General features: G+C 46.8%; 20 protein-coding genes and 1 riboswitch. All 20 genes read right to left on the bottom strand.

The window, feature by feature from the left end; all coding sequences use genetic code 11:
* Positions 1-62: 62 nt before the first annotated feature.
* A complete protein-coding gene (locus TCA2_RS27855) occupies positions 63-2,648 on the bottom strand; it encodes a collagen-like protein (RefSeq protein WP_052511822.1) in 2,586 nt (861 codons plus the stop codon).
* 200 nt (positions 2,649-2,848) lie between these two features.
* Entirely contained in the window at positions 2,849-4,306 is a 1,458-nt protein-coding gene (locus tag TCA2_RS08350; protein WP_047911108.1) for an ATP-binding protein, read from the bottom strand.
* Positions 4,307-5,023 (bottom strand): response regulator transcription factor, encoded by a 717-nt coding sequence (locus tag TCA2_RS08345; protein WP_047911107.1) that lies wholly within the window; start codon positions 5,021-5,023, stop codon positions 4,307-4,309.
* Between the two features lie 87 nt (positions 5,024-5,110).
* Complete coding sequence (gene ccsA / locus TCA2_RS08340) at positions 5,111-6,379, bottom strand: cytochrome c biogenesis protein CcsA (protein WP_047911106.1); 1,269 nt, start codon at positions 6,377-6,379, stop codon at positions 5,111-5,113.
* Positions 6,376-8,052: a cytochrome c biogenesis protein ResB gene (locus TCA2_RS08335; RefSeq protein WP_047911105.1), complete on the bottom strand. Its 1,677-nt coding sequence runs from the start codon at positions 8,050-8,052 to the stop codon at positions 6,376-6,378. Before TCA2_RS08335 ends, ccsA begins: the two co-directional genes overlap by 4 nt.
* A gap of 24 nt (positions 8,053-8,076) precedes the next feature.
* Positions 8,077-8,604: a redoxin domain-containing protein gene (locus TCA2_RS08330; protein WP_047911104.1), complete on the bottom strand. Its 528-nt coding sequence runs from the start codon at positions 8,602-8,604 to the stop codon at positions 8,077-8,079.
* 208 nt (positions 8,605-8,812) lie between these two features.
* Positions 8,813-9,562, bottom strand: a complete 750-nt coding sequence (locus TCA2_RS08325) for a pseudouridine synthase (RefSeq protein WP_047911103.1) — start codon at positions 9,560-9,562, stop codon at positions 8,813-8,815.
* A gap of 134 nt (positions 9,563-9,696) precedes the next feature.
* A complete protein-coding gene (locus tag TCA2_RS08320; protein WP_047911102.1) occupies positions 9,697-10,230 on the bottom strand; it encodes a spore maturation protein in 534 nt (177 codons plus the stop codon).
* 6 nt (positions 10,231-10,236) lie between these two features.
* On the bottom strand, positions 10,237-10,884 hold the full coding sequence (locus TCA2_RS08315; protein ID WP_047911101.1) for a nucleoside recognition domain-containing protein: 648 nt from the start codon (positions 10,882-10,884) through the stop codon (positions 10,237-10,239).
* A 34-nt stretch (positions 10,885-10,918) separates the two neighbouring features.
* Positions 10,919-12,112: a D-alanyl-D-alanine carboxypeptidase family protein gene (locus TCA2_RS08310; RefSeq protein WP_047911100.1), complete on the bottom strand. Its 1,194-nt coding sequence runs from the start codon at positions 12,110-12,112 to the stop codon at positions 10,919-10,921.
* A 119-nt stretch (positions 12,113-12,231) separates the two neighbouring features.
* Positions 12,232-12,690: a GerW family sporulation protein gene (ytfJ, locus tag TCA2_RS08305; RefSeq protein ID WP_047911099.1), complete on the bottom strand. Its 459-nt coding sequence runs from the start codon at positions 12,688-12,690 to the stop codon at positions 12,232-12,234.
* Positions 12,691-12,794: 104 nt separating this feature from the next.
* Positions 12,795-13,493, bottom strand: a complete 699-nt coding sequence (locus TCA2_RS08300; RefSeq protein WP_047911098.1) for a DUF2953 domain-containing protein — start codon at positions 13,491-13,493, stop codon at positions 12,795-12,797.
* Positions 13,494-13,616: 123 nt separating this feature from the next.
* Complete coding sequence (gene scpB / locus TCA2_RS08295) at positions 13,617-14,252, bottom strand: SMC-Scp complex subunit ScpB (RefSeq protein ID WP_047911097.1); 636 nt, start codon at positions 14,250-14,252, stop codon at positions 13,617-13,619.
* Positions 14,221-15,027, bottom strand: a complete 807-nt coding sequence (locus TCA2_RS08290; RefSeq protein WP_047911096.1) for a ScpA family protein — start codon at positions 15,025-15,027, stop codon at positions 14,221-14,223. The genes scpB and TCA2_RS08290 overlap by 32 nt, the downstream gene beginning before the upstream one ends.
* 82 nt (positions 15,028-15,109) lie before the next feature.
* Positions 15,110-15,577 carry a 6,7-dimethyl-8-ribityllumazine synthase gene (ribE, locus tag TCA2_RS08285; RefSeq protein WP_047911095.1) on the bottom strand — a complete coding sequence of 156 codons (468 nt, stop codon included), beginning with the start codon at positions 15,575-15,577 and terminating at the stop codon, positions 15,110-15,112.
* 39 nt (positions 15,578-15,616) lie between these two features.
* Positions 15,617-16,861, bottom strand: a complete 1,245-nt coding sequence (locus TCA2_RS08280; protein WP_047911094.1) for a bifunctional 3,4-dihydroxy-2-butanone-4-phosphate synthase/GTP cyclohydrolase II — start codon at positions 16,859-16,861, stop codon at positions 15,617-15,619.
* A gap of 33 nt (positions 16,862-16,894) precedes the next feature.
* Positions 16,895-17,566, bottom strand: a complete 672-nt coding sequence (ribE, locus tag TCA2_RS08275; protein ID WP_047911093.1) for a riboflavin synthase — start codon at positions 17,564-17,566, stop codon at positions 16,895-16,897.
* Positions 17,567-17,587: 21 nt separating this feature from the next.
* Complete coding sequence (ribD, locus tag TCA2_RS08270) at positions 17,588-18,688, bottom strand: bifunctional diaminohydroxyphosphoribosylaminopyrimidine deaminase/5-amino-6-(5-phosphoribosylamino)uracil reductase RibD (RefSeq protein WP_047911092.1); 1,101 nt, start codon at positions 18,686-18,688, stop codon at positions 17,588-17,590.
* Positions 18,689-18,914: 226 nt separating this feature from the next.
* Positions 18,915-19,060: riboswitch (FMN riboswitch) on the bottom strand.
* Positions 19,061-19,293: 233 nt separating this feature from the next.
* Entirely contained in the window at positions 19,294-19,728 is a 435-nt protein-coding gene (locus tag TCA2_RS08265) for a peptidylprolyl isomerase (RefSeq protein ID WP_047911091.1), read from the bottom strand.
* Between the two features lie 216 nt (positions 19,729-19,944).
* Positions 19,945-21,276, bottom strand: coding sequence for a diaminopimelate decarboxylase (lysA, locus tag TCA2_RS08260; protein ID WP_047911090.1), 1,332 nt, complete (start codon positions 21,274-21,276; stop codon positions 19,945-19,947).
* Positions 21,277-21,411: the final 135 nt, after the last annotated feature.

Here is a 21,411-nt window from a genome sequence, read left to right as displayed (position 1 = left end):
GCAGTAAGAAGAGCTGGCCAATCGGCCAGCTCTTTTTCAATCGGATCTAACCTCTAATTAAGTTACGAAATACGATGAATGGACCAGACAATTCCTGGAGTACCTGCTCCACCAAGATCCAAAGCAACAGCTAACCCATTGGCTGCGTAGAAGAGTCCTATAACGTCCCCTGCTGTAAGCTGGACATCTCCTGTAAGTGTGACGGTTCCATTTCCAAGAATAGCTCTTAAAGTAAGAAGCAAAGCGACGTTAACGTTGAGAACAGGGAACAAGCCACTAATCAATGGTGTCGTTGTTGGAGAGGTTCTTTGTACAACAAATGCGGGATTAACTCCTGCTCCTAAGGATATAGAGAGCGCTGCGGTAGTAGAATAATTGATCGTCGCATTAATCGTATAACGACCTGTTGTCGGAACCGTAAAGTTTCCTGTAACCTCATCAAATGTCGCACTATCATAATAAGGCGTTGTAACCGTCCATCCTGCCAATTGAGTACTAGCTGCAGTCGACAGCGCAGGAAGAAACGCTGAGAATCCATCTGTACCTACAATTGTCCCTGTGGCCCCGGTAATTCCGGTAGCTCCCGTCAGTCCTGTTGATCCAGTTGTACCCGTTAAACCAGTGGCTCCTGTCAGTCCGGTGGCTCCTGTACTTCCAGTGACTCCTGCTGTTCCTGTGGCACCAGTTACTCCTGTTGATCCCGTCAGTCCTGTGACTCCTGTAGCTCCAGTACTTCCTGTGGCTCCGGTAGATCCTGTAGATCCTGTGACTCCCGCTGTGCCTGTAGCACCTGTCGGTCCAGTCGATCCCGTCAGACCTGTGACTCCTGTAACTCCGGTACTTCCAGTGGCTCCCGCTGTGCCTGTGGCACCTGTCGGTCCAGTCTCTCCTGTCAGTCCGGTAGATCCTGTAACTCCGGTACTTCCAGTGGCTCCCGCTGTGCCTGTGGCACCAGTCGGTCCAGTCTCTCCTGTCTGTCCGGTAGATCCTGTAACTCCGGTACTTCCTGTAGCTCCCGCTGTTCCTGTAGCACCAGTCGGTCCAGTCTCTCCTGTCTGTCCGGTAGATCCTGTAACTCCAGTACTTCCTGTAGCTCCCGCTGTTCCTGTAGCACCAGTCGTTCCAGTCTCTCCTGTCTGACCTGTGATTCCCGTTGCTCCCGTAATGCCTGCTCCGGTCGCACCGGTACTTCCAGTTACCCCGGCTCCTGCTAGCAGCGTGTAATCCGGTGATGTACCTGGTGTGCCAGATGGTGCTGCCACATTTGAGATATACGTACTGCCGAGGTACGTAACCACCTGACCTGCGGGATATCCAGGTGCTGCCAGTGGATCAAATGCCACTACTCCACTTAGCCCTATTCCTGTGGCTCCCGTGACTCCTGTGATTCCCGTCGCTCCCGTAACGCCTGCTCCAGTCGCACCTGTACTGCCCGTTACACCGGCTCCTGCAAGCAGCGTGTAGTTCGCTGATATACCTGGTGTGCCGGTTGGTGCCGCCACATTCGTGATATACGTACTGCCGAGGTACGTAACCACCTGACCTGCGGGATATCCAGGTGCTGCCAGTGGATCAAATGCCACTACTCCACTTAGCCCTGCTCCTGTGGCTCCCGTGGCTCCTGTGACCCCTGTTGTTCCCGTCGCTCCCGTAACGCCTGCTCCTGTCGCACCTGGACTGCCCGTTACCCCGGCTCCTGCTAGCAGCGTGTAGTCCGGTGACGTGTCTGGCGTGCCGGTTGGTGCTGCCACTTTCGTGATATACGTACTGCCGAGGTACGTAACCACCTGTCCTGCGGGATAACCTGGGGCCACAAAGGGATCATACGTAATTACTCCACCTAGGCCTACCCCAGTTGCACCTGTCGAACCTGTAGCTCCAGTTGCACCAGTTTGACCAACACTTACGAGAAGCGTAAATTCAGGTGAAAATCCGGGTATACCTGCTGGGTTCGCTGTGTTTACAATATATGAGCTTCCTTCAAAAGTTACAATTTGACCGGGCTCATAAGCACCAGAATCCACTGGATTAAAATCAACCGTCTCAGTTAAGCCTGGAGGCCCTGCAGGACCAGCCGGTCCCGGAATACCTTGTGAGCCTGCTGGTCCGGGAACACCCGGCGGCCCTGGTGGTCCTTGGGGTCCAGGTGGTCCGGCAGCTCCTTGGCCACCGCCGCCTAAGCCTTCAGAAGCTGTGGTCAGTGCTACTCCCGTAGCTCTTATAATACCAACCAATCGGTCCTTCTCTTCAGGTAGGATGAGCAGCAGCAAAGTAATTTCTAACAAGTCATCCAACAGGTCTTGTAAATTAATGATGGTGTTCAATTTAACGAAAGGCGTTACCTCTGAACTGGCAATGGTGAGCTCCAGAATAGACTGTAATTGTGCCTTTACGACGCCAGGAAATGAAGAATTGTTGACAAATTGCAGTAGATCCCGCAAAGTTCGCTGAAGAGCAGATATGTTCAATATAATCGACTGTGATATGGCAGCCGGAGCTGTTTTTTGTAAAGCGGTCAAGAGCTGACTGTAACGCTCTAATTCATCCAGCCGCATCGAAATCCCGACAAAACGGTCATTAGAAGCGTCGCCATCAGGGCCTCTTCCCAGAAGTGACCGAATACTGACTCGTTTGCGTTTCTTTGACATTATTCACAACCTCCTTACTTCATTTCTATGACGTATTTCTCCAACACTTACCTACACATACTGCTCTGAATATATTCGGCAAAATCAAAAATGTTCCACGATAAACAAGATTAATCTCTATTGTTCAACAAAAAAAGCACCCTATAAGGGTGCTTCATACGATGCATGTACTATATTTCGAATATAAATGACCTAATGATCTAAGCTTTATGATGCAGAACTGCCTTCACAGGAAGAAGAAGTCGGAACTCTGTACCTTCCCCAGGGATGCTGTCGACCTCAATCGTTCCTTGATGTGCATCAACAATATGCTTTACGATCGCCAGCCCGAGACCCGTACCTCTGCCTACATCCCGCACTCTCGCTTTGTCTGCTTTGTAGAAGCGTTCAAAGATAAAGGGAAGATCATCACGTGGAATGCCTTTACCTTCATCCTTAATTCGAATTTCGATAAAGCTTGCATTCATCTGTTTCGCCATAATTTGAATCCTTTTATCGGATGGTGTGTGTCTAAATGCATTATCAAGCAGATTCGTGAATACTTGCTCCAGCTTGTCTTCATCTGCCGCTTCCAGGACAAGGCTCTCATCCGGATGAGTATAGTCTAAGATTAGTCCTTGTTCCTTGGCCGCTACGCTGAACTTCCGATACACTCTCTCCAGCATTTGATTCAAATCAATTTTTTGCAAGTTAATATCTGTATGTCCAGCTTCCATACGAGCTAAATCCAGTAAGTCCTTAACCAATCTGCCCATCCGCAGCGATTCATCATGTATAACCTGTAACAGCTCTTCACTTTCCTTGGGGGAGGCTGCCATACCGTCCAGCAGAGCCTCGCTGTATCCCTGAATCATGGAAAGGGGAGTTCGAATTTCATGCGAAATGTTTGCAATAAAATCACTCCGCATTTTTTCCAAATGGGCTTCTTCTGTCACATCACGAAGCACCGCCACAGCACCTCTGCTACCCTGCTCGACGTGCAGAGGCGCCATTTGGATTGACCATACACTCTGCTTCACATGAACCTCAGCACTCTGGTCCTGACCTTCAGTAACTACGGAATAAAATAAAGGTCTGAGCGGTGGAGGAACATCCTGAATGTTCGAAAAAGGATGAACCTGGGAGGCAAATTTCTCATCTGCCTCAGTCCAGTCAATACCCTGCCATACCGACATCACTTTTGCTCCAGGAGGATTGGTCGAGATCAGCCTTCCTTCTCCATCGAAGGATACGACGGCATCGGTCATACTCCGAAGGACACTTGCCACACGCTCCTTCTCATGATTCAGATTCCGGATCGTATCCTCCAGCTCATCAGCCATATGATTAAATGTACTCGCAAGCTCACCGATTTCGTCACTCGTTACAAGAGACAGTCTTGTCCCATAGTTGCCTTTGCGGATATCATTCGTGGCTTGAATAAGCTGCTGCATAGGCTGCGTAATTTTGGTGAATAGAAACAGCGCAAAGAACGTTGTCAAGCTAAACCCAATGATACACACAAGCACAAACATTCTTTTGATCTCACCGGATTCATCCGCCGAAAAATTAATGTCGATATAAGGGAGCAGGAACACCCCTAATGTCATTAGGACACAGGCGACGAGCAAAATAATCGTATACCATAGCTTTCCAACGAGTGATTTCCAAAAGTTCACTTATTTCGGAACCTCCAATTTATAGCCAACGCCCCACACCGTTGTGATCATGGAAGTCGCTTCAGGAGAGACGCGATTTAATTTTTCGCGCAGACGTTTAACATGAGTATCTACGGTACGAAGATCTCCGAAAAATTCATAATTCCAAACATCCTTCAAGAGGTCCTCACGTGAGAATACCTTGTCCGGAGAAATGGCCAAATAGTGAAGCAGCTCATATTCTTTGGGTGTTAAGCTGATCTCTTCGCCGTTCGCTGTAACCCGGTGGGCATCATGCTCAATCAGAAGGTGTGGAAACACGATGTTATTGCTCGAGTTGTTCTCCTTGGATAGATAAGCTGTTTCAGATGAACGGCGAAGAATCGCCTTGACTCTGTATATCACTTCCCGTGGACTGAAGGGCTTGACCACATAATCGTCTGCTCCGACTTCAAATCCTTGGACTCTGTTAATCTCTTCACCCTTTGCTGTCAGCATAAGTACCGGAGTTGACTTGGCTTGCCGCAGCCGGGTACACACTTCAATTCCGTCGATACCAGGCAGCATAACATCAAGCAGAATCAAACCATAATCTTCAGATGTCGCTTTATGTAGCGCCGTTTCTCCATCCTCAGCTTCGTCGATCTCATAGCCTTCCTTCTCCAAATACATCTTTAACAATCTTCTAATTCTTTCTTCGTCATCGACGACCAATATTCGGTTCTCATGTTCTGCCATTAGCAAGATTCGCCCCACTTTCCCAAAATCCAGTCTCCGTAGTATGCGCTAGTTGAATGTACAATATATAAAATGACGGTGATTGTATTATTCTGTTCCTGCATAGGAGTGGAGACCTGAGATAATTAAATTCACGCCAACTAATGTAAACATCACAATTAAAAATCCGATCACTGCAAGCCACGCTGAATTTCTTCCCTGCCACCCTTTTGACAGACGCAGATGCAGATAAGCACTATAATACAGCCATGTAATCAAAGCCCAGACTTCTTTAGGGTCCCATCCCCAGAAACGTCCCCATGCGATCTCAGCCCATATCATAGCGAATATGAGTGCTCCGAGCGTAAAGATCGGGAAGCCAATCGCAATAGCACGGTAACTAATCTCATCCAGATCATCCGGATCAATATCTTTCAAATGAGGACTGATCGCTCGTCCTAGAGGTTTGCGAACGATAAGTCGCAGCAATCCATATAAAACAAGACCAGAAACAACTGACCATATCACTGTATTAAGCTTGCGTCCTGCATTAACACCATTCATCCAGGAAGGAGCTTCAAATAAAGGTTCCTTCATTCCAAGGAATGATGTGTAGCTCTCGGTTTCACTATTGTATGGTGCCACAATCGGCGGCATATGATAAATTACTTTTTCTATTGTACTATTATCGGTCCCCCCAGTGTCAACGTCAGCCACTTCCTGCTGCGTGAAGACCGCCTCATATCCACTAGCCCGAAATGCAAACACGGTACCGATAAAGCCTATTACAATAATAATAACAATCAGCGTGAATTCAACCCATCCTTGCTGTTTCTTATCAGATTTCGCAGAACTGTCAAATTTAACGGTCCGCAATAGATACATAAGACCTGCCGCAAATCCAACGGCGAAAAAGGACTCTCCAAGCGCCGCTAGAGTAACATGAATATTAAGCCAAATCGACTGCAAGGAAGGAACAAGCGGCTGAACCTCCTGTGGAAATACGGCTGCATAGGCCATTAAGATAATGGTAATCGGAAGTGCAAACAGTCCCAGAAGCGGTGTTTTGTATATCGCAAACAAGACAATAAAAGCGATGATGACCATCATTGACAAGAAGGACATAAACTCATACATATTACTCACGGGAATATGCCCCGCACCAACCCAACGTGTAAAGAAGTAGATCAGTTGGGCCACGAGTGCAATCGAGGTCGTAATCAGTCCAATTTTACCCCATTTTTTCACATGGACGATTGGATCCCGGTTGCTGAATTTACGGCCCATAATGGCAATCGCATATACAATAAACGCAGCACAATATAAGAAAAATGAGATCAGAAACGCATTGCTGCTAAGATCGAGTAAGTTATTCACGCTTTGTTTCCTCCGTTATCCAAGAGTTTTTCGTCAACGATAATATCTAGCTGCTGTAGCACATCCGCTACCTCACGCCTTAAACCAAACCAGTTCTTGTTCGTATGTGCACCCAGCACGAGAGTTCCGTTATCTATTCGAATCCATACTCTCCGATGCTGCCAGTAGAATCCGAGAACCAGACCAAGCATCACAATGGAAGCTCCGACCCATACAAACGGCATCGCCTTATCAATTCGTATATTCAAATATGAGGTCGATTCGATAATATCCACATTTTCCATTCCATCCACATTCAGCTCAAGGGGCATACTGCCACCGTTAAGACGTTCGTTAATCACATCTTGCTGGAAGCGCTCCTTATCAATTTCGAGTGGAAAATATAAATACTGTATCCCTTCTTCCGGAAGGTCAGGACCGGTAATGGCGAATAAAAAGGCCGGCGCGTTCGGATTCGGTGACTTAGAGACGGGTACTCCTTCATCATTCAGTCCAAAATCCATGTACTTCTCTTTCAGTGTTAGTGAATAAGGACCTGCCTCAAAATGCTGCTCCGGATTCTGCATATCCAATTGAATCTTTCCGTAGGAAATTCCAGTGTCAAGATCGATGACCTCAGGAGATACGGAGCGAAGGATCGGCGTAAGGTCAAAGTCATATTGATAAGCCTTTAAGCCCTCATAATCCAGCGGGTCGTTAACTCTTATAAAGTGATGCGTGACCTCTTGAAGCTGAGGCGTCCTGGATGGATCCGTACAATCCGCAGTGCACTCGTACAATTTAGCTTCCGTCTCAAACAGCTTAGGAACAATCCTGCCAAGATTCCTGAACTCCTCTGGTGTTTCTTCCTCCGAGTAATACTCCACTCTAAAATCAATGTTCTCAAGATATAGAGTGGTATCAGGAATGTTCTTGATCTCCCCTTGCGGAAACGAAATATGCTCGTCCATATGCAGTCCAGGCAGTCCTCTGGCAAGAACAGCCAGCAGGAAGATGATCAGACCAATATGAATGACGTAAGGTCCCCAGCGGCTAAATCGATATTTCTCAGCAAGCAATGCAGAGCCGTCTGTTTTTACTCGATAGCCTTTCTTTTTGAGCGGCGCAACCGCTTTCTTAATCCATTCTTCTGCTTCCTCATCTGGAAACGCAGTTTGGTATGTAACCCTCTGCCTGGTTAAGAATTGAATATGCTTCGGAATACGCTGTTTGCTCAATGCCTTGTATAGCGGTAGTACCCGATCTAAGCTGCATATAACTAATGAAGCTCCGATCATAACCAGCAGCAGAATAAACCACCAGGATTCGTATGTATGAGACAAGCCAAGTGAATAATAAATATGCCCGAGTGTTCCGTATGTCTCTTTGTAATACACGGAAGGGTCCATATTGATAAACGCATTTTCCTGCGGATAAATAGTCCCCAGCATGGCTCCGAGCAAAGTGATTACAATCAGATAGATAGCTACTTTGACGGAGGAGAAGAAATTCCAGACGAGATCAATGATAGTCGGATCGCTCTTCTGTGAACGTCTGGCTATCCCGTCATACCGCATTTCCAGCGGTTCTCTCGACTCAAGATCCTCCTGGTGCTGAGGCTTGCCGCATGCTTCACAGAGCACTGTTCCTACTGGATTCTGATGGCCGCATTCACATTTTGTATTTTGGATCATGATGTCTCAAATCCCCCTGTTTGCTCAGTTTGAATTCACCAGTTGCTGGATATGATACTCGAGCGTGTCTAAATTCAGCTGACCTTCAAATATTTCGGAGATCTTTCCATCCTTGGAAACAAAGAAAGTGGAGGGCATTGGACCCACAGCAAAACGGCTTGTCGCGATCTTTTTCTCATCGTACATAATCGGAAAATCAACCCCAACCTGACGCACAAAATTGTTAACCGTCATCTTATCTTCACCTACATTGATACCGATAAAGGCAACTCCCTGCTCTTTCCATTTCTCCCACTGCTCCTGCAGTGCCGGCATCTCATCAACACAGGGCTCACACCAGGTTCCCCAGAAATTAATGACCATCGGCTGACCTTCGAATTGATCCAGCTTGTGAACCGCTTCATCTATGCCCAACAGTTCGAAATCAGGAACCGAATCCCCTACAACAGGCTTGCCATCCGATTTGGCTGTAGAAGAGAATATTGCATAAGCACCTAAAATGACAATGAATATCAAAATAACAACCTGAACGGTTCTCTTTGATCTCCCCATCGTAAATACTCTCCTTTTATGACAATCTTGTCCAATTCAACTTCTAGCCTAATTATAACGAAAATTGTCACAAATCTGCGTCTGTTTTTTGAAAATTATGTGTCTTGAAATGATTAGAGTGGAATGAACACAAAAAAAGAACTAAAGCATCAAGTTATCTGCACTTTAGTTCTTTCTCGTCGTTATCTATGTGGCTGCTATTTTGTTGTTATCTGCGTGATTTCTTCTTGGAAGGATCGGATTTGGCCGCCTGAAGAAGATTATTGATCTCCTCTGCTGTCAGGTGACGATATAAGCCCCGCTTCAAATTCTGCAGCAGCAGCCCTCCGAAGGAGATCCGCTTCAGTCTAGTCACGGGATGATTGATCGCTTCAAACATCCGTCTAACCTGACGGTTTCTTCCTTCATGAATCGTAATTTGAATAACAGCCTCGTTCTTCTCCGTATCTACATCCTTGTACTCCACTTCAGCCGGAGAAGTCATCCCGTCCTCAAGCATAATTCCATCACGGAGCTTGTCCAGCGATGTACCGTGCGGTACTCCCTTAACCGTCGCCAGATAGGTCTTCGGCACATGGTGCTTCGGATGTGTCAGCAAATGAGCAAACTCACCATCGTTTGTAAGCAGTAGAAGCCCTTCTGTATCGTAATCAAGTCGGCCTACAGGGTAGACGCGCTCCTTGATTCCCTTAAGATAATCCGAAACAATCTTTCTCCCCTCAGGATCAGAAGCACTTGTGATGACACCTTTGGGTTTATTCATGATCAGGTATATCTTCTTCTCACTTCGAATCGGCTTGCCGTTCACCGTAATGATATCTTCATCGGGATTTGCCTTCGTACCCAGCTCAGTCACAACTTCTCCATTCACTTCTACTTTGCCGGACAGTATGAGCTCTTCGCTCTTGCGTCTGGAAGCAATTCCCGCCTGTGCGATAATTTTTTGTAATCTCTCCATTTTAAATAAGTCACCTCAGGGATTAATGATACCCATCAGACAGAGAAATAACAAGGTCAAGGACAGGAAAATAGCCCCTGAATCTCTCATCCGTTGTATGAGAGGTATTCAGAAGGCCATTTATTAAGCAGCAATTATCCAAATACGAGCAGACAAATCGTGATGGCAGCCACAAATCCAACAATATCGGAGAACAATCCTACCTTTAGGGCATATCTGCCATTCCGTATTCCAACGGCTCCAAAATATACGGTTAATACATAAAGTGTCGTGTCCGTACTGCCTTGGATGGTGGAAGCAATACGGCCAATCATAGAGTCAGGGCCATGCGTTTGAATTAGGTCTGTCGTAAAAGCAAGGGAGCCGGTCCCTGTTAACGGTCTAAGTATGCCCAGCGGAAGCACCTCGGGAGGAACGCCCATCCACTGAAACAGAGGTGCTATGAGCCCTATAAAAAAGTCCAGTGCGCCTGATGCCCGAAATACACTGATGGCTACCATCATAGCGACCAAGCTTGGAATGATCGATATCGCCGTGCCGAAGCCTTCCTTTGCCCCATCGACAAATGATTCGTATACTGGCACTTTTCGGAAATAGGCATATACAGGAATGAAGGCAATCATGACAGGTATCGCCCATGTCGAAATGAGATTAATAAAGGACAACATGTAAGCTCACCCTTTCGAGGATGATTCAATGATCGGCTTATTGAGGCGGTTTTTTGGAGGTGATGGTGCCTTAGGTGTCGGTGTTCTGCTTCGGAAATATCGATCTGCTGCGATAGCCGCAAATGTAGCAATTGCTGTCGCCATCAGTGTCGTGCCTACAATTTCAGCGGGATTAGCCGAATGATAGTTCAGACGAATCGCAATCAGGGTGGTCGGAATAATGGTGATACTTGCTGTATTCAGAGCCAGTAAGGTACACATGGCCGGACTGGCTGTCGTTTTGTCCGGATTCAGCTCCTGAAGCTGCTGCATCGCTTTAATCCCCATGGGTGTCGCTGCGTTTCCGAGTCCAAACAGGTTCGCGCTCATATTGGATAAGATATATCCCATTGCCGGATGCTGCTTCGGCACATCCGGGAACAGATAAGATACAATGGGACCTAGATGCTTCGCTACTTTACTCAGCAGACCGGAGTCCTCCGCAATCTTCATCATCCCCATCCAGAATACGAGAACGCTGATCAATCCGAAGCATACGGTAACTCCTGTCGCTGCCCCATCAAAAGCCGCCTGGGTGACAAGCTCAATATTTCCCTTCGCTGCGGCAAATACAAATCCGATAACGATCATGGCAAGCCAAATCAGGTTAATCATCGGCGATCCCTCCCACTTCGATCACTTGCTCCTTCTAATTAAAGAGCTGGTCAAGCACTCTCTTTAGAGAGCCGAACAGGGAATTCTCTTTTAACTGATCATAAGGAAGCGCAATAGTTTCTGCTGCTTTGTCCTTTGGAATAAAGCTGCCTTTTTCATAGACCGGAACCTCACCGATCTTCACACCATTCAATGAAAATTCAATTCGGCCCTTCAGGCCAAAATTGGCGTCTGCCGTTTCACTCCGAGACTCTGATTCCGACCGCTGATTGTAGAGCACCAGCTTGGTTCGAACCTCACCGGTCTCTCCTGCCAGCAGTGGATATTTGAACGTATTCCCTGTAATATACTCGTACTGCTGAATGGATTGTCCCTTGGCTGCCAGTTCGTTCAGCGGATAATGCTCAAAGCCGTAATCCAGCATGCTCGCATGATCATTCCAATCATTACCATCATTTAATGTAACAGCTACCAGCTGTTGTCCATTGCGTGTTGCAGAGCTTACGAGACAGCGCAAAGCCTTTTTGGTATATCCGGTCTTCACTCCATCTGCACCTTCATACAATCGAAGCATTTTATTTTTATTGTGCCAATCATAGTCCCAGGATTCTTCGGGATTAGGGGCTTTGTGTTCCGGTGTTGCTACAATCCGCTTAAAATCCACGTTATGCAGTGCATAAGCAGTCAGCTTGGCCATATCCTCAGCCGTTGAATAGTGCCCTTCAGCATCCAGCCCATGCGGATTTCTAAACTGGCTATGTACAAGTCCGATCTCGTCTGCCTTCTTATTCATCAGATATACAAAGCCTTCCTCTGAACCTCCGATATGCTCTGCGATGGCCGTTGCGGCATCGTTGCCTGATCGAAGCATCAAGCCAAAGAGCATATTCTCAAGCGTCATCTTTTCTCCTAGTTTCAAGTACAGCGACGAGCCTTCTTTGCCGGCTGCATTTTTACTAACTGTAACCGTACTCTTCAAATCCCCTTGCTCAATCGCCACGATTGCCGTCATGATTTTGGTCAAACTGGCAATTCGCATCTCCTTCTCTCCATCTTTGCTGTAAAGGATTCGGCCTGAGGTTACATCAATGAGAGCGGCTGTCTGTGCATGAGTACTGAGCATAGGAGCTTCAACATGACCAGGTTTATGGTCAGCATGAGCTGTAAATGGTAAGGTAAATAACGAGAATACCAAAGGCAATATAGTCATTTTTTTAAACAGATTCATTTGCTTCCCTCCGGGTCCTTCGATTCAACTTGTACTATTCTATGTATGGACAGGCGGAAGTATGTCCAACAAAAAGTCCCCTCCTGTAGGCGTATGCCTCGGAAGGGACTCATCTTCTTTTACACTTCGTAAGTTGGAGCTGTAGATCCTGCCATTCCTGAACCCGCATTGTTCTTCTGGAAGATGCTCTGAATTTGATCGATGACCTGAGGTGCAGAATCAATGATCTTCTCAAACAGATGAGTTTGATTATCTAGAGGAACAATGTGTACGTCCTGCTTACCGACAACAAGAAATGCGATAGGCCGGATCGATACACCTCCGCCGCTGCCGCCTCCGAACGGGTTAGCCTTGGAAGCGGAATTTCCACTGCTGTTGCTGCTCTTAGATTCCGCTTCAGCATCGAGATGAAAATCACTTCCTCCTGCTGCAAAGCCAAATCCAACACGGCTGATTGGCAGTATTACAGTGCCATCCGGTGTCTCAACTGCATCACCTACGATAGTGTTAACATCGACCATCGCCTTGATGTTTTCCATCGCTGTTTTCATTAATCCTTGAATTGGATGATCCGACATGATAAATTGCCTCCTTCTAACAATGGTTTGACAACTATAGGTTTCCCAAGGTACAGGAGCAGTATGTGCAAAAAGCGGACTGGAAATTAAAATATTTTCTATGACTAAGCCTCTTCCTCTAAATCTCTGCGCCAGGCCATAATACCTCCATGAGCTTCAGCTAACCGCTTGGTGAGCATATTGCTGAGCCGCATCGCTTTGGCAAAGCGAATACAGGCTCTTATTTCAAAATCCGTCTTCAAATCCCATTGTTCTGTCCAATTCGGCGATATATCAAGCTGCGGCATCTCCAGAAGCCTCACCTTGTGAGACAACCAGCCGAGAAGCGTATTTTTGATCCCCCACAAGATACCTGTAGCAACAGAAGTCAATACAACATCCTCTGTCCCTATACGAGTATTCCATCTGAGCTGCAGGATTCGAATCGATGCAAAAGGAGCCGTATCCCATATTTTCAGAGCATAAGCACTCTTGAGCAAAGCTAAGGACTGATGCCATATCCCCTTTTTCCCATGCTTCTCATCAGGCAATACCGATTCTTTTTGCTCATTGCTGCCATTCAGCTGATCTGACATGGCACCCTCAAGCTTCTTAAGCAGCTTGGCTTTGAGCTCTTGAATCTTCTGTTCGGGGACTTCCTTGGTCATTCGGAGAATTCCGTACAGCATTTTGAGCTGAACATGAACCTCCTGCTTATTATTTGCAGACTTCACAACCAGATGGATATGTATTCTTGATACAAGTACGAGCACAATAAGTAGAATGATAACGAACAGTATGCCTGCCCCAATCCAGATCCACACGAGACTTCCCCCTGGTATATGTAAAATTAAAAACTCCCCATTAGTATGTTCTTAATTATGGAAACCATGCGAACCTTTTGGACATAAAAAAACGATGCCCTCTCAAGGACATCGATTCTACCACTACTCCGCTTTATTACGCTCATTGTCAACCAGAGCTTCACTAGAAGGCTCTTCTTCAAACATGTTCTGTCCCAGCTTGCCGAACAAGAGCTGTGTCTCTTCTTCGAGCGGGTCAGCATCTTCGAATACAGCCGGCTCAGGCAAATCTTTAATCGTACCAAGACCAAAATAATCAAGGAAGGCTTTCGTTGTGCCATATAAAATAGGGCGGCCGATGGCATCAGCTCGTCCAACCTCTTGAATCAAATCCTTGCTTGTTAAAGTATGAAGTGCCCGTTCTGCCTTAACTCCGCGGATCTCTTCAATCTCCACTCTCGTTATCGGCTGCCGATAAGCAATGATGGATAACGTTTCAAGCGCGGCTTGAGAGAGCGAGGATCTGGAAGGGGAGTAAGCAAGCTTCTCAAAATAAACCGCATGCTCAGGCAAGGTTCCCATTTGGTAGTTTCCTGCAATCTTTAATATCTGCAGACCTCTTCCCTGCTTGGTATATTCCCTTTTCAGTTCCTCAAGCGCATCAGTTACGACTTCTGGACGCTGATCGACAATTTCGGAGAGCTGCTTGACACCTAGTCCTTCTTCACCCGATAAAAATAACAAGCCCTCAATAATCGACTTCAATGCCTGAAAGTCCATCGCTTTCTTTTTCCCCTCTCCATTCCATCACGATATCTTCAAACAATCGTTCCTGGTAACATACAATTTGTTTCATTTTCATTAATTCCAAAATAGCCAAAAAAGTAACAACGATCTCTTGACGATACATCTCCTCGTTCAGCAGTTTGGAGAACAGCATTTTGCCGCCATATCCCTTACGTCCAAGCGTCCCCGCTACATCCCGAATCCGATCCTTAACCGATATTTCATCACGATGAATTCTAGCCACCGTCGTATTTCTTGCGGCCCGGCTGAGTGCCTTCTGAAACGCCACAATCAAATCGGCTGTATGCAGCCCTTCAACCGGATTCGACGGTTCATGATGAACATAAGGCGTTAGATCCTCCGGCTCTTTGGAGAAAATAAGACTGCGAACCGATTCCCGTTCATGCAGATGACGCGCGATGCTCTTGAATTTTCGGTATTCAATAAGCTTCTGAACCAATTCGGCACGGGGATCTTCATCCTCTTCCTCCATGAAATGATCATCTTCAAATTCATGAAACACAGGAGGCTTGGGCAGCAATATTTTACTCTTGATCGCAAGCAGCGTAGCTGCCATCACCAAAAATTCGCTTGTAATATCAAGCTCCAGCTCCTGCATGGTGTGAATGTAATCCATATATTGATCCGTTATTCGGCTGATGGGTATATCCTGGATGTCAATTTCATGTTTGTCAATCAAATGTAATAGAAGGTCCAGCGGGCCTTCAAACGATTCAAGCTTATAAGTCACAACCGTCAATGGACGCATCCTCCCGCTAATGTTACAAAATACGTAAAGCCCTGCCCCGGCTAAGAGAAGCCTGAGTACAGGGCTTTATATTAAAAAAACACTATTTTAGCTGTTTCGTCAAGTTTGCCATCTCAATTGCTGCTACGGCAGCGTCCCAGCCTTTATTTCCTGCTTTTGTTCCAGAGCGCTCAATCGCCTGTTCAATATTCTCTGTAGAAACCAGTCCAAATATGGTCGGCACGCCTGTCTTCAGGTTAATTGCAGCGACCCCCTTGGCCATTTCATTACAAACATAATCATAATGCGTTGTAGAGCCGCGGATGACAGTGGCGAGTGTAATCACCGCATCATATTTGCCGCTCTCGGCCATTTTTTGAGCAATCAAAGGAATCTCAAACGCTCCTGGAACCCAAGCCACATCAACCTCATCATCCTGCACACCATGACGTTTGAACGCATCCAGGGATGCAGACAGCAGCTTGCTCGTTAAAAATTCATTGAAGCGTCCTACCACAACGCCATATCTTAATCCTTCGGAGACTAAATTACCTTCAAAATAGTTAGCCATTATTATTCATCTGCCCTTCTTAAATAAGTAGTATTTAACTTAAGATTTGAATTCCTGCTCGTTCTGCTCAATATCATCAAACTTCAGCATATGCCCCAGCTTGGACTGCTTGGTATGCAGATAAGAAGAATTATCTTTATTTTCTGCGATTTGAATCGGTACTCTTGAAACAACTTCGAGACCGTATCCCTCTAACCCTTTGATCTTTCGCGGGTTGTTCGTCAGCAGGTTAATCTTGCGAATTCCCAAGTCTTTGAGAATTTGCGCGCCGATGCCGTAATCTCGAAGATCAGCGGGGAAGCCCAGCTTCAGATTCGCATCCACCGTATCAAGTCCCTGCTCCTGCAGCTTGTAGGCCTTGAGCTTGTTGATGAGCCCGATCCCTCGGCCCTCCTGACGCATATATAGCAGCACGCCGCTCCCATTCTCATGAATCTGACGCAGGGCAGCTTCAAACTGTGGTCCGCAGTCACAACGATGAGAATGGAACACATCTCCGGTCAAACACTCGGAATGTACACGCACCAGAACCGGCTCATCCGTATTAAGTGTGCCTTTGACAAGAGCTACATGCTCCTTGTTATCCACTTCATTCGTATAGGCTATCGCCTGAAACTCACCAAAATCAGTCGGCATTCTCACCGAAACCTCACGAGTAACCAGCTTCTCCTTGGCGTTACGATAGGCAATCATGTCCTTGATGCTGATCAGCTTCAGATCATGCTGCTTCGCAATTTCCTTCAGATCAGGTAGTCTGGCCATGGATCCGTCTTCCTTAATGATCTCACAGATCACACCCGCAGGATAGGATCCACTCATTCTGGCAAGATCTACAGCAGCCTCTGTATGCCCAGCCCGTCTGAGCACTCCGCCCTTCTTAGCAATCAGTGGAAACATATGGCCAGGCTTTCTGAAATCCGCTCCAGTGGCTTCCGAGTCGATCAGCGCTTTGACCGTAATGGAACGTTCATGTGCCGATATTCCTGTCGTCGTAAGCTTATGATCAACGGATACCGTGAAGGCTGTGCCATGAAAATCCGTATTTTGCTGAACCATAGGTTTCAGGTCAAGCTCTTCTGCGCGTTCGTGCGTAATCGGAACACAGACAAGTCCTCTTCCCTCAGTAATCATAAAATTGATGACTTCCGGAGTGGCTTTATCCGCCAGAGCTACAAAATCACCCTCATTCTCACGGTCTTCATCATCAACGACAATGACCACTTTGCCTTGCTGCAGATCCTGAAGTGCAGCTTCTATTGTATGAAAAATGGATTCCTCATCCATGTCATTCCCCTCCTTGTTACTGCTTCATTTCTATCAGTTAAAACCGTGTGAGCTTAAAAATTCGAAGCTTAATTTCGACTTCTCACTCGTTCCAGAAGCTGGACCGGCTCCTTGTCCATAGTGCAGCAAATGATTCACATATTTGCCGAGAATGTCACACTCAAGATTAACGATATCTCCAATACTACGATGAGCGAGCACAGTCTCCCCTAATGTATGCGGTATAATGGATACGGTAAAAGAGGAAGCTGTCGTGTCGACAACCGTCAAGCTGATGCCTTCAATCGTGATGGAGCCTTTCGGAATAATAAACCGGAATACATCACTGTTCACCGGCGAAATTTCGAACACGACCGCATTCTGGTCTCGGGTTATCGCAGTAATCTGTCCCGTTCCATCTACATGGCCTTGTACAATATGCCCTCCAAAACGGCCTCCGGCTGACATGGCCCGCTCAAGATTAACAGGACTGCCGCTTCCCAAATGACGTAGGGTCGTATGACGGAACGTTTCGGGCATCACATCTGCCAGGAAGCCTCCAGATTCTATAGAGGTGGCGGTTAAGCATACCCCGTTGACAGCTACACTGTCTCCGATCTTCAGATCATCCATTATTCGCTTGGCACTAATTCCAAGGACCATGGCCTCCCCTTTACGGCCAACGCTGCGAATTCGTCCAACTTCTTCAATCAGCCCAGTAAACATGGCATCCACTCCTTATCAGCCTTACGGCCACACAGGTAAACCTGTCACACAAATATTATCTCCAACGGTCTCGACTTCGAGTTTATTTAATTGAATTGCATCATTCATTCGCTCCACGCCTTCAAATCGGAAGCTGCCTGGAGTCTCATATCCTCCGACGATTTTCGGTGCAATGAACATCAGCAAGCGATCGATCAGCTTGGCCTCCAGCATCGCGCCGTTCAAGGTGCCGCCGCCTTCAAGCAATATTGAACCGATCTCCATTTCACCTAACAAGCTCATCGCTCTCAGTAGATCAACCCTCGGTCCCGGACCGCATCGGATCACTTGTACGCCATAACTTTCCAGATCCTTCTCACGATCAGCCTCCGCTTCATCTGTCGTCAGAATCACGGTTTTGGCATTTCCGTCACGAACAAGCTTTGTATCTATTGGAATTCTCAGCTTTGAATCTACGACAATCCGAATGGGACTAATTCCATCTACAGATAACCGGGTCGTTAACTCGGGATTATCAGCGATGACGGTTTCTACCCCGACCATAATTCCTTGGTGACGATGCCTAAGCATATGAATATGCTCTCTCGCTTGTTCGTTAGAAATCCATTTGCTGTCTCCACTCTTGGTTGCGATCTTTCCGTCTAACGTTGAGGCCGTCTTGAGCGTTACAAAGGGCAGGCCCGTTGTAATATATTTAATGAATTTCTCATTGAGCCGTCTGGCCCGATCTCTCAGCACGCCGACCTTGACTTCAATACCGTGTCTGCGGAGCATATCAAACCCCTTGCCTGCCACCTGCGGATTAGGGTCCTCGCAAGCGACAACCACCCTCTTGACCTTCTCACTGATCAGCCTTTCGCTGCATGGCGGTGTCTTTCCGTAGTGGCTGCAGGGCTCAAGGGTAACATAGACAGTGCTGCCCTCCGCCTCACTGCCCGCCATGTTCAAGGCATGAACCTCGGCATGGCCTGTGCCCCTTTTCAAATGGGCTCCAAGACCAACCATTCGTCCATCCTTCACGACGACACAGCCTACAACAGGATTGATACCCGTCTGTCCCTGCGCTCTTTCTGCCATATCCAGAGCAAGCGACATGTAGAATTCATCATTCATCATTTCCATCATGCTTACCTCTTTTCAGCAAAAGACATTAATTAAAAAAGCCCCTATCCGGCTAAACTGCCAGACTAGGGGCTAGAGAGTTCAATAGAAAATACAGCAGAACACTGCCGCTACCTTAAGGATATCTCTTTAAAGGTAAGGCAAATAAACCACGAGTATCATTACTGACACACAGGCAGAAGTCCTGCTGGGTACGCCAACAAATAGAGTCGTCTGTTATGTACCTATTCTCCTTCTCTCATCCAGACTATACTGTCGGTTCTGGAGTTGCACCAGATCCACCGCTAGCTTCCAGCTCACGGGTCACGGACTAAGACTTGAAGACAAGTCATCACCGCCGGTAGGGAATTTCACCCTGCCCCGAAGGATTACAGCTTATGAAACATTAGTAATAGAAAAATAGTAGCACTCCTATACTGAAAAATCAACAGCTGAGCTCTCATCCAATAATAAGAATACGCTTACTTGATTAAAAAACTTACTCTCCCTGTGTGGAATGCAGTTACATAAATTCTCGCCGAGATACTCGGCATAAAAAAACATCCCGCATATAGAATGCGGGATGTCGTAATCTGCTCTTGCTATGTCGTTACAGAGGCTTCAACTTAAGCGTCAAATACAGATACGCTCTTCATTTTGTCGCCTTGCTTCACGCCGTCAATGTACTCCATACCTTTGGTCACTTTACCAAACACAGTATGCACTCCATCCAAATGCGGCTGTGGCTCATACACGATAAAGAATTGGCTTCCGCCTGTGTTTTTGCCGGCATGTGCCATGGAGAGAACACCTTTTTCATGCTTCGTTGTGTTAGTTGCAGTTTCGCAGTCGATGGAGTATCCAGGACCACCAGTACCGTTGCCAACCGGGCATCCGCCTTGAGCTACGAAGCCTGGAATTACACGGTGAAAGCTAAGGCCGTTGTAAAAACCGCTGTTAGCCAGTTTTTCAAAGTTTGCTACTGTATTTGGTGCTTCTTCCGGCAGGAATTGAATTTCTACGGTTCCGCCATTTTCAAGTTCGATAATTCCTTTTTTCATGTGCGTCACTTCCTTCAACTATTTTCTAAGGCAGGCCATGATCCATACATAAGCCTTGTCCTTAATTCAAGCATCACTATCTGATTGTATCTACTTTGACCACAATTTGCAATTATTCGGGAGGCTGATGAGCCAGGAACCAAGTCACCTCGAACTAAAAAACACTCCCCGCAAGCTGACGTTCTAGACACAGCCTTGAGGAGAGTGCGTATAAAGTCAACTGTTAATGGTCTGTTTGCTCATTCTTGCCGGGATAATATCGTTACGCACGATATCTTCATGACTTTCACGACGGACAACGAGATCACTTTCACCGTTCTGTACGAAGACAACGGCTGGGCGACGGATCCGGTTGTAATTGCTGGCCATGGAATAGTTGTAAGCACCTGTACAGGAAACGGCGAGGAGATCACCTGATTCCACCTGAGGAAGGTCTAAATCCCAGATCAGCATATCTCCGCTCTCGCAGGCCTTACCTGCAATAGAGACAGTCTCTTCTGTTGCTTCAGTAGCGCGGTTAGCCAGCATCGCTTCGTATTTCGAATCGTAGAGTGCTGGACGCGGGTTATCTGTCATACCTCCATCCACCGATACATACTTGCGTACACCAGGGATGTTCTTGATTGCACCTACCGTATACAACGTTGTACCGGCTTCCCCTACCATGCTGCGGCCCGGCTCAACCCATATTTCCGGAAGCTCTTCTGCAATCCCTGCAAAATGCAGCTTCACTCCATCCGTGATCGCCTTGACATACTGGGATACCTGAAGGGGTGTATCTCCTTCGAAATAACGGATACCAAAACCACCACCAAGATTGACAACCGGGAACACCACATTCAGTTTACTCTTCACTTCTTTGGCAAAAGCAGCCACTCGCTCTACAGCCATTTGGAAGCCTTCCACTTCGAAGATCTGCGAACCAATGTGGGAGTGGAGTCCAAGGAGCTTCAGGTTCGGCTGCTTCACAGCCCGTTCTATTGCTTCAAGGGCGGCTCCGTTTCCGATATCAAAGCCGAATTTCGAGTCGGTTTGACCCGTGGAAATATACTCATGCGTATGAGCTTCAACACCCGGGGTTACCCGCAGCAAAATATTGACCTGTTGATTCCTCTCACCAGCCATGGCTTGAAGCATCTGCAGCTCGATCAGATTATCCACGACAAAGCAGCCGATACGGGCATCCAGCGCCATTTCAATTTCATTCGGTGTTTTGTTGTTCCCATGGAAGTGAATGCGTTCTGTCGGGAAGCCAGCCTGCAGAGCTGTATAGAGCTCTCCATCCGAGACAACGTCCAGAGACAGGCCTTCCTGCTCGGCCAGTGCGCACATCGCCGTTACGCTGAACGCCTTGCTCGCATAAGCTACCTGAAATTTCAGGCCTGAAGCTCTGAATGCGTCCATATATTCTCTAGCCCGCTTGCGGACAAGTGTTTCATCAACGATATATAGTGGAGTCCCATATTCTTCTTTGAGCTGAACTGTATCGCATCCACCAATTTCGAGATGTCCTGATTCATTAACTTTGCTAGTACCGTGTAAATACATATTCGCTAGTCCTCCACTTTTCCTGGAATGAAAAAAGATTCCATCGAACTTTTACATCAGTATAGCAGACTCTTGATTTTGTTAGAAATGGATTATTCGGCAGATCATTTGTATTATATTGATTGGCATAAGCCT

Source organism: Paenibacillus sp. TCA20, from assembly GCF_000732325.1.
Lineage (GTDB): Bacteria > Bacillota > Bacilli > Paenibacillales > Paenibacillaceae > Paenibacillus > Paenibacillus urinalis.
Note: the sequence above shows the minus strand (reverse complement) of the source record. Positions and strands in the feature narration are given on the sequence as shown.

What these genes read in the sequence shown, in the direction of transcription:
- TCA2_RS27855 (WP_052511822.1), bottom strand. Translation starts at nt 2,648, where the DNA reads ATGTCAAAGAAACGCAAACGAGTCAGTATTCGGTCACTTCTGGGAAGA.
- TCA2_RS08345 (WP_047911107.1), bottom strand. Translation starts at nt 5,023, where the DNA reads ATGGCAGAACATGAGAACCGAATATTGGTCGTCGATGACGAAGAAAGA.
- TCA2_RS08335 (WP_047911105.1), bottom strand. Translation starts at nt 8,052, where the DNA reads ATGATCCAAAATACAAAATGTGAATGCGGCCATCAGAATCCAGTAGGA.
- TCA2_RS08330 (WP_047911104.1), bottom strand. Translation starts at nt 8,604, where the DNA reads ATGGGGAGATCAAAGAGAACCGTTCAGGTTGTTATTTTGATATTCATT.
- TCA2_RS08325 (WP_047911103.1), bottom strand. Translation starts at nt 9,562, where the DNA reads ATGGAGAGATTACAAAAAATTATCGCACAGGCGGGAATTGCTTCCAGA.
- TCA2_RS08320 (WP_047911102.1), bottom strand. Translation starts at nt 10,230, where the DNA reads ATGTTGTCCTTTATTAATCTCATTTCGACATGGGCGATACCTGTCATG.
- TCA2_RS08315 (WP_047911101.1), bottom strand. Translation starts at nt 10,884, where the DNA reads ATGATTAACCTGATTTGGCTTGCCATGATCGTTATCGGATTTGTATTT.
- TCA2_RS08310 (WP_047911100.1), bottom strand. Translation starts at nt 12,112, where the DNA reads ATGAATCTGTTTAAAAAAATGACTATATTGCCTTTGGTATTCTCGTTA.
- ytfJ (WP_047911099.1), bottom strand. Translation starts at nt 12,690, where the DNA reads ATGTCGGATCATCCAATTCAAGGATTAATGAAAACAGCGATGGAAAAC.
- scpB (WP_047911097.1), bottom strand. Translation starts at nt 14,252, where the DNA reads ATGGACTTTCAGGCATTGAAGTCGATTATTGAGGGCTTGTTATTTTTA.
- TCA2_RS08290 (WP_047911096.1), bottom strand. Translation starts at nt 15,027, where the DNA reads ATGCGTCCATTGACGGTTGTGACTTATAAGCTTGAATCGTTTGAAGGC.
- ribE (WP_047911095.1), bottom strand. Translation starts at nt 15,577, where the DNA reads ATGGCTAACTATTTTGAAGGTAATTTAGTCTCCGAAGGATTAAGATAT.
- TCA2_RS08280 (WP_047911094.1), bottom strand. Translation starts at nt 16,861, where the DNA reads ATGGATGAGGAATCCATTTTTCATACAATAGAAGCTGCACTTCAGGAT.
- ribE (WP_047911093.1), bottom strand. Translation starts at nt 17,566, where the DNA reads ATGTTTACTGGGCTGATTGAAGAAGTTGGACGAATTCGCAGCGTTGGC.
- ribD (WP_047911092.1), bottom strand. Translation starts at nt 18,688, where the DNA reads ATGGAAATGATGAATGATGAATTCTACATGTCGCTTGCTCTGGATATG.
- TCA2_RS08265 (WP_047911091.1), bottom strand. Translation starts at nt 19,728, where the DNA reads ATGAAAAAAGGAATTATCGAACTTGAAAATGGCGGAACCGTAGAAATT.
- lysA (WP_047911090.1), bottom strand. Translation starts at nt 21,276, where the DNA reads ATGTATTTACACGGTACTAGCAAAGTTAATGAATCAGGACATCTCGAA.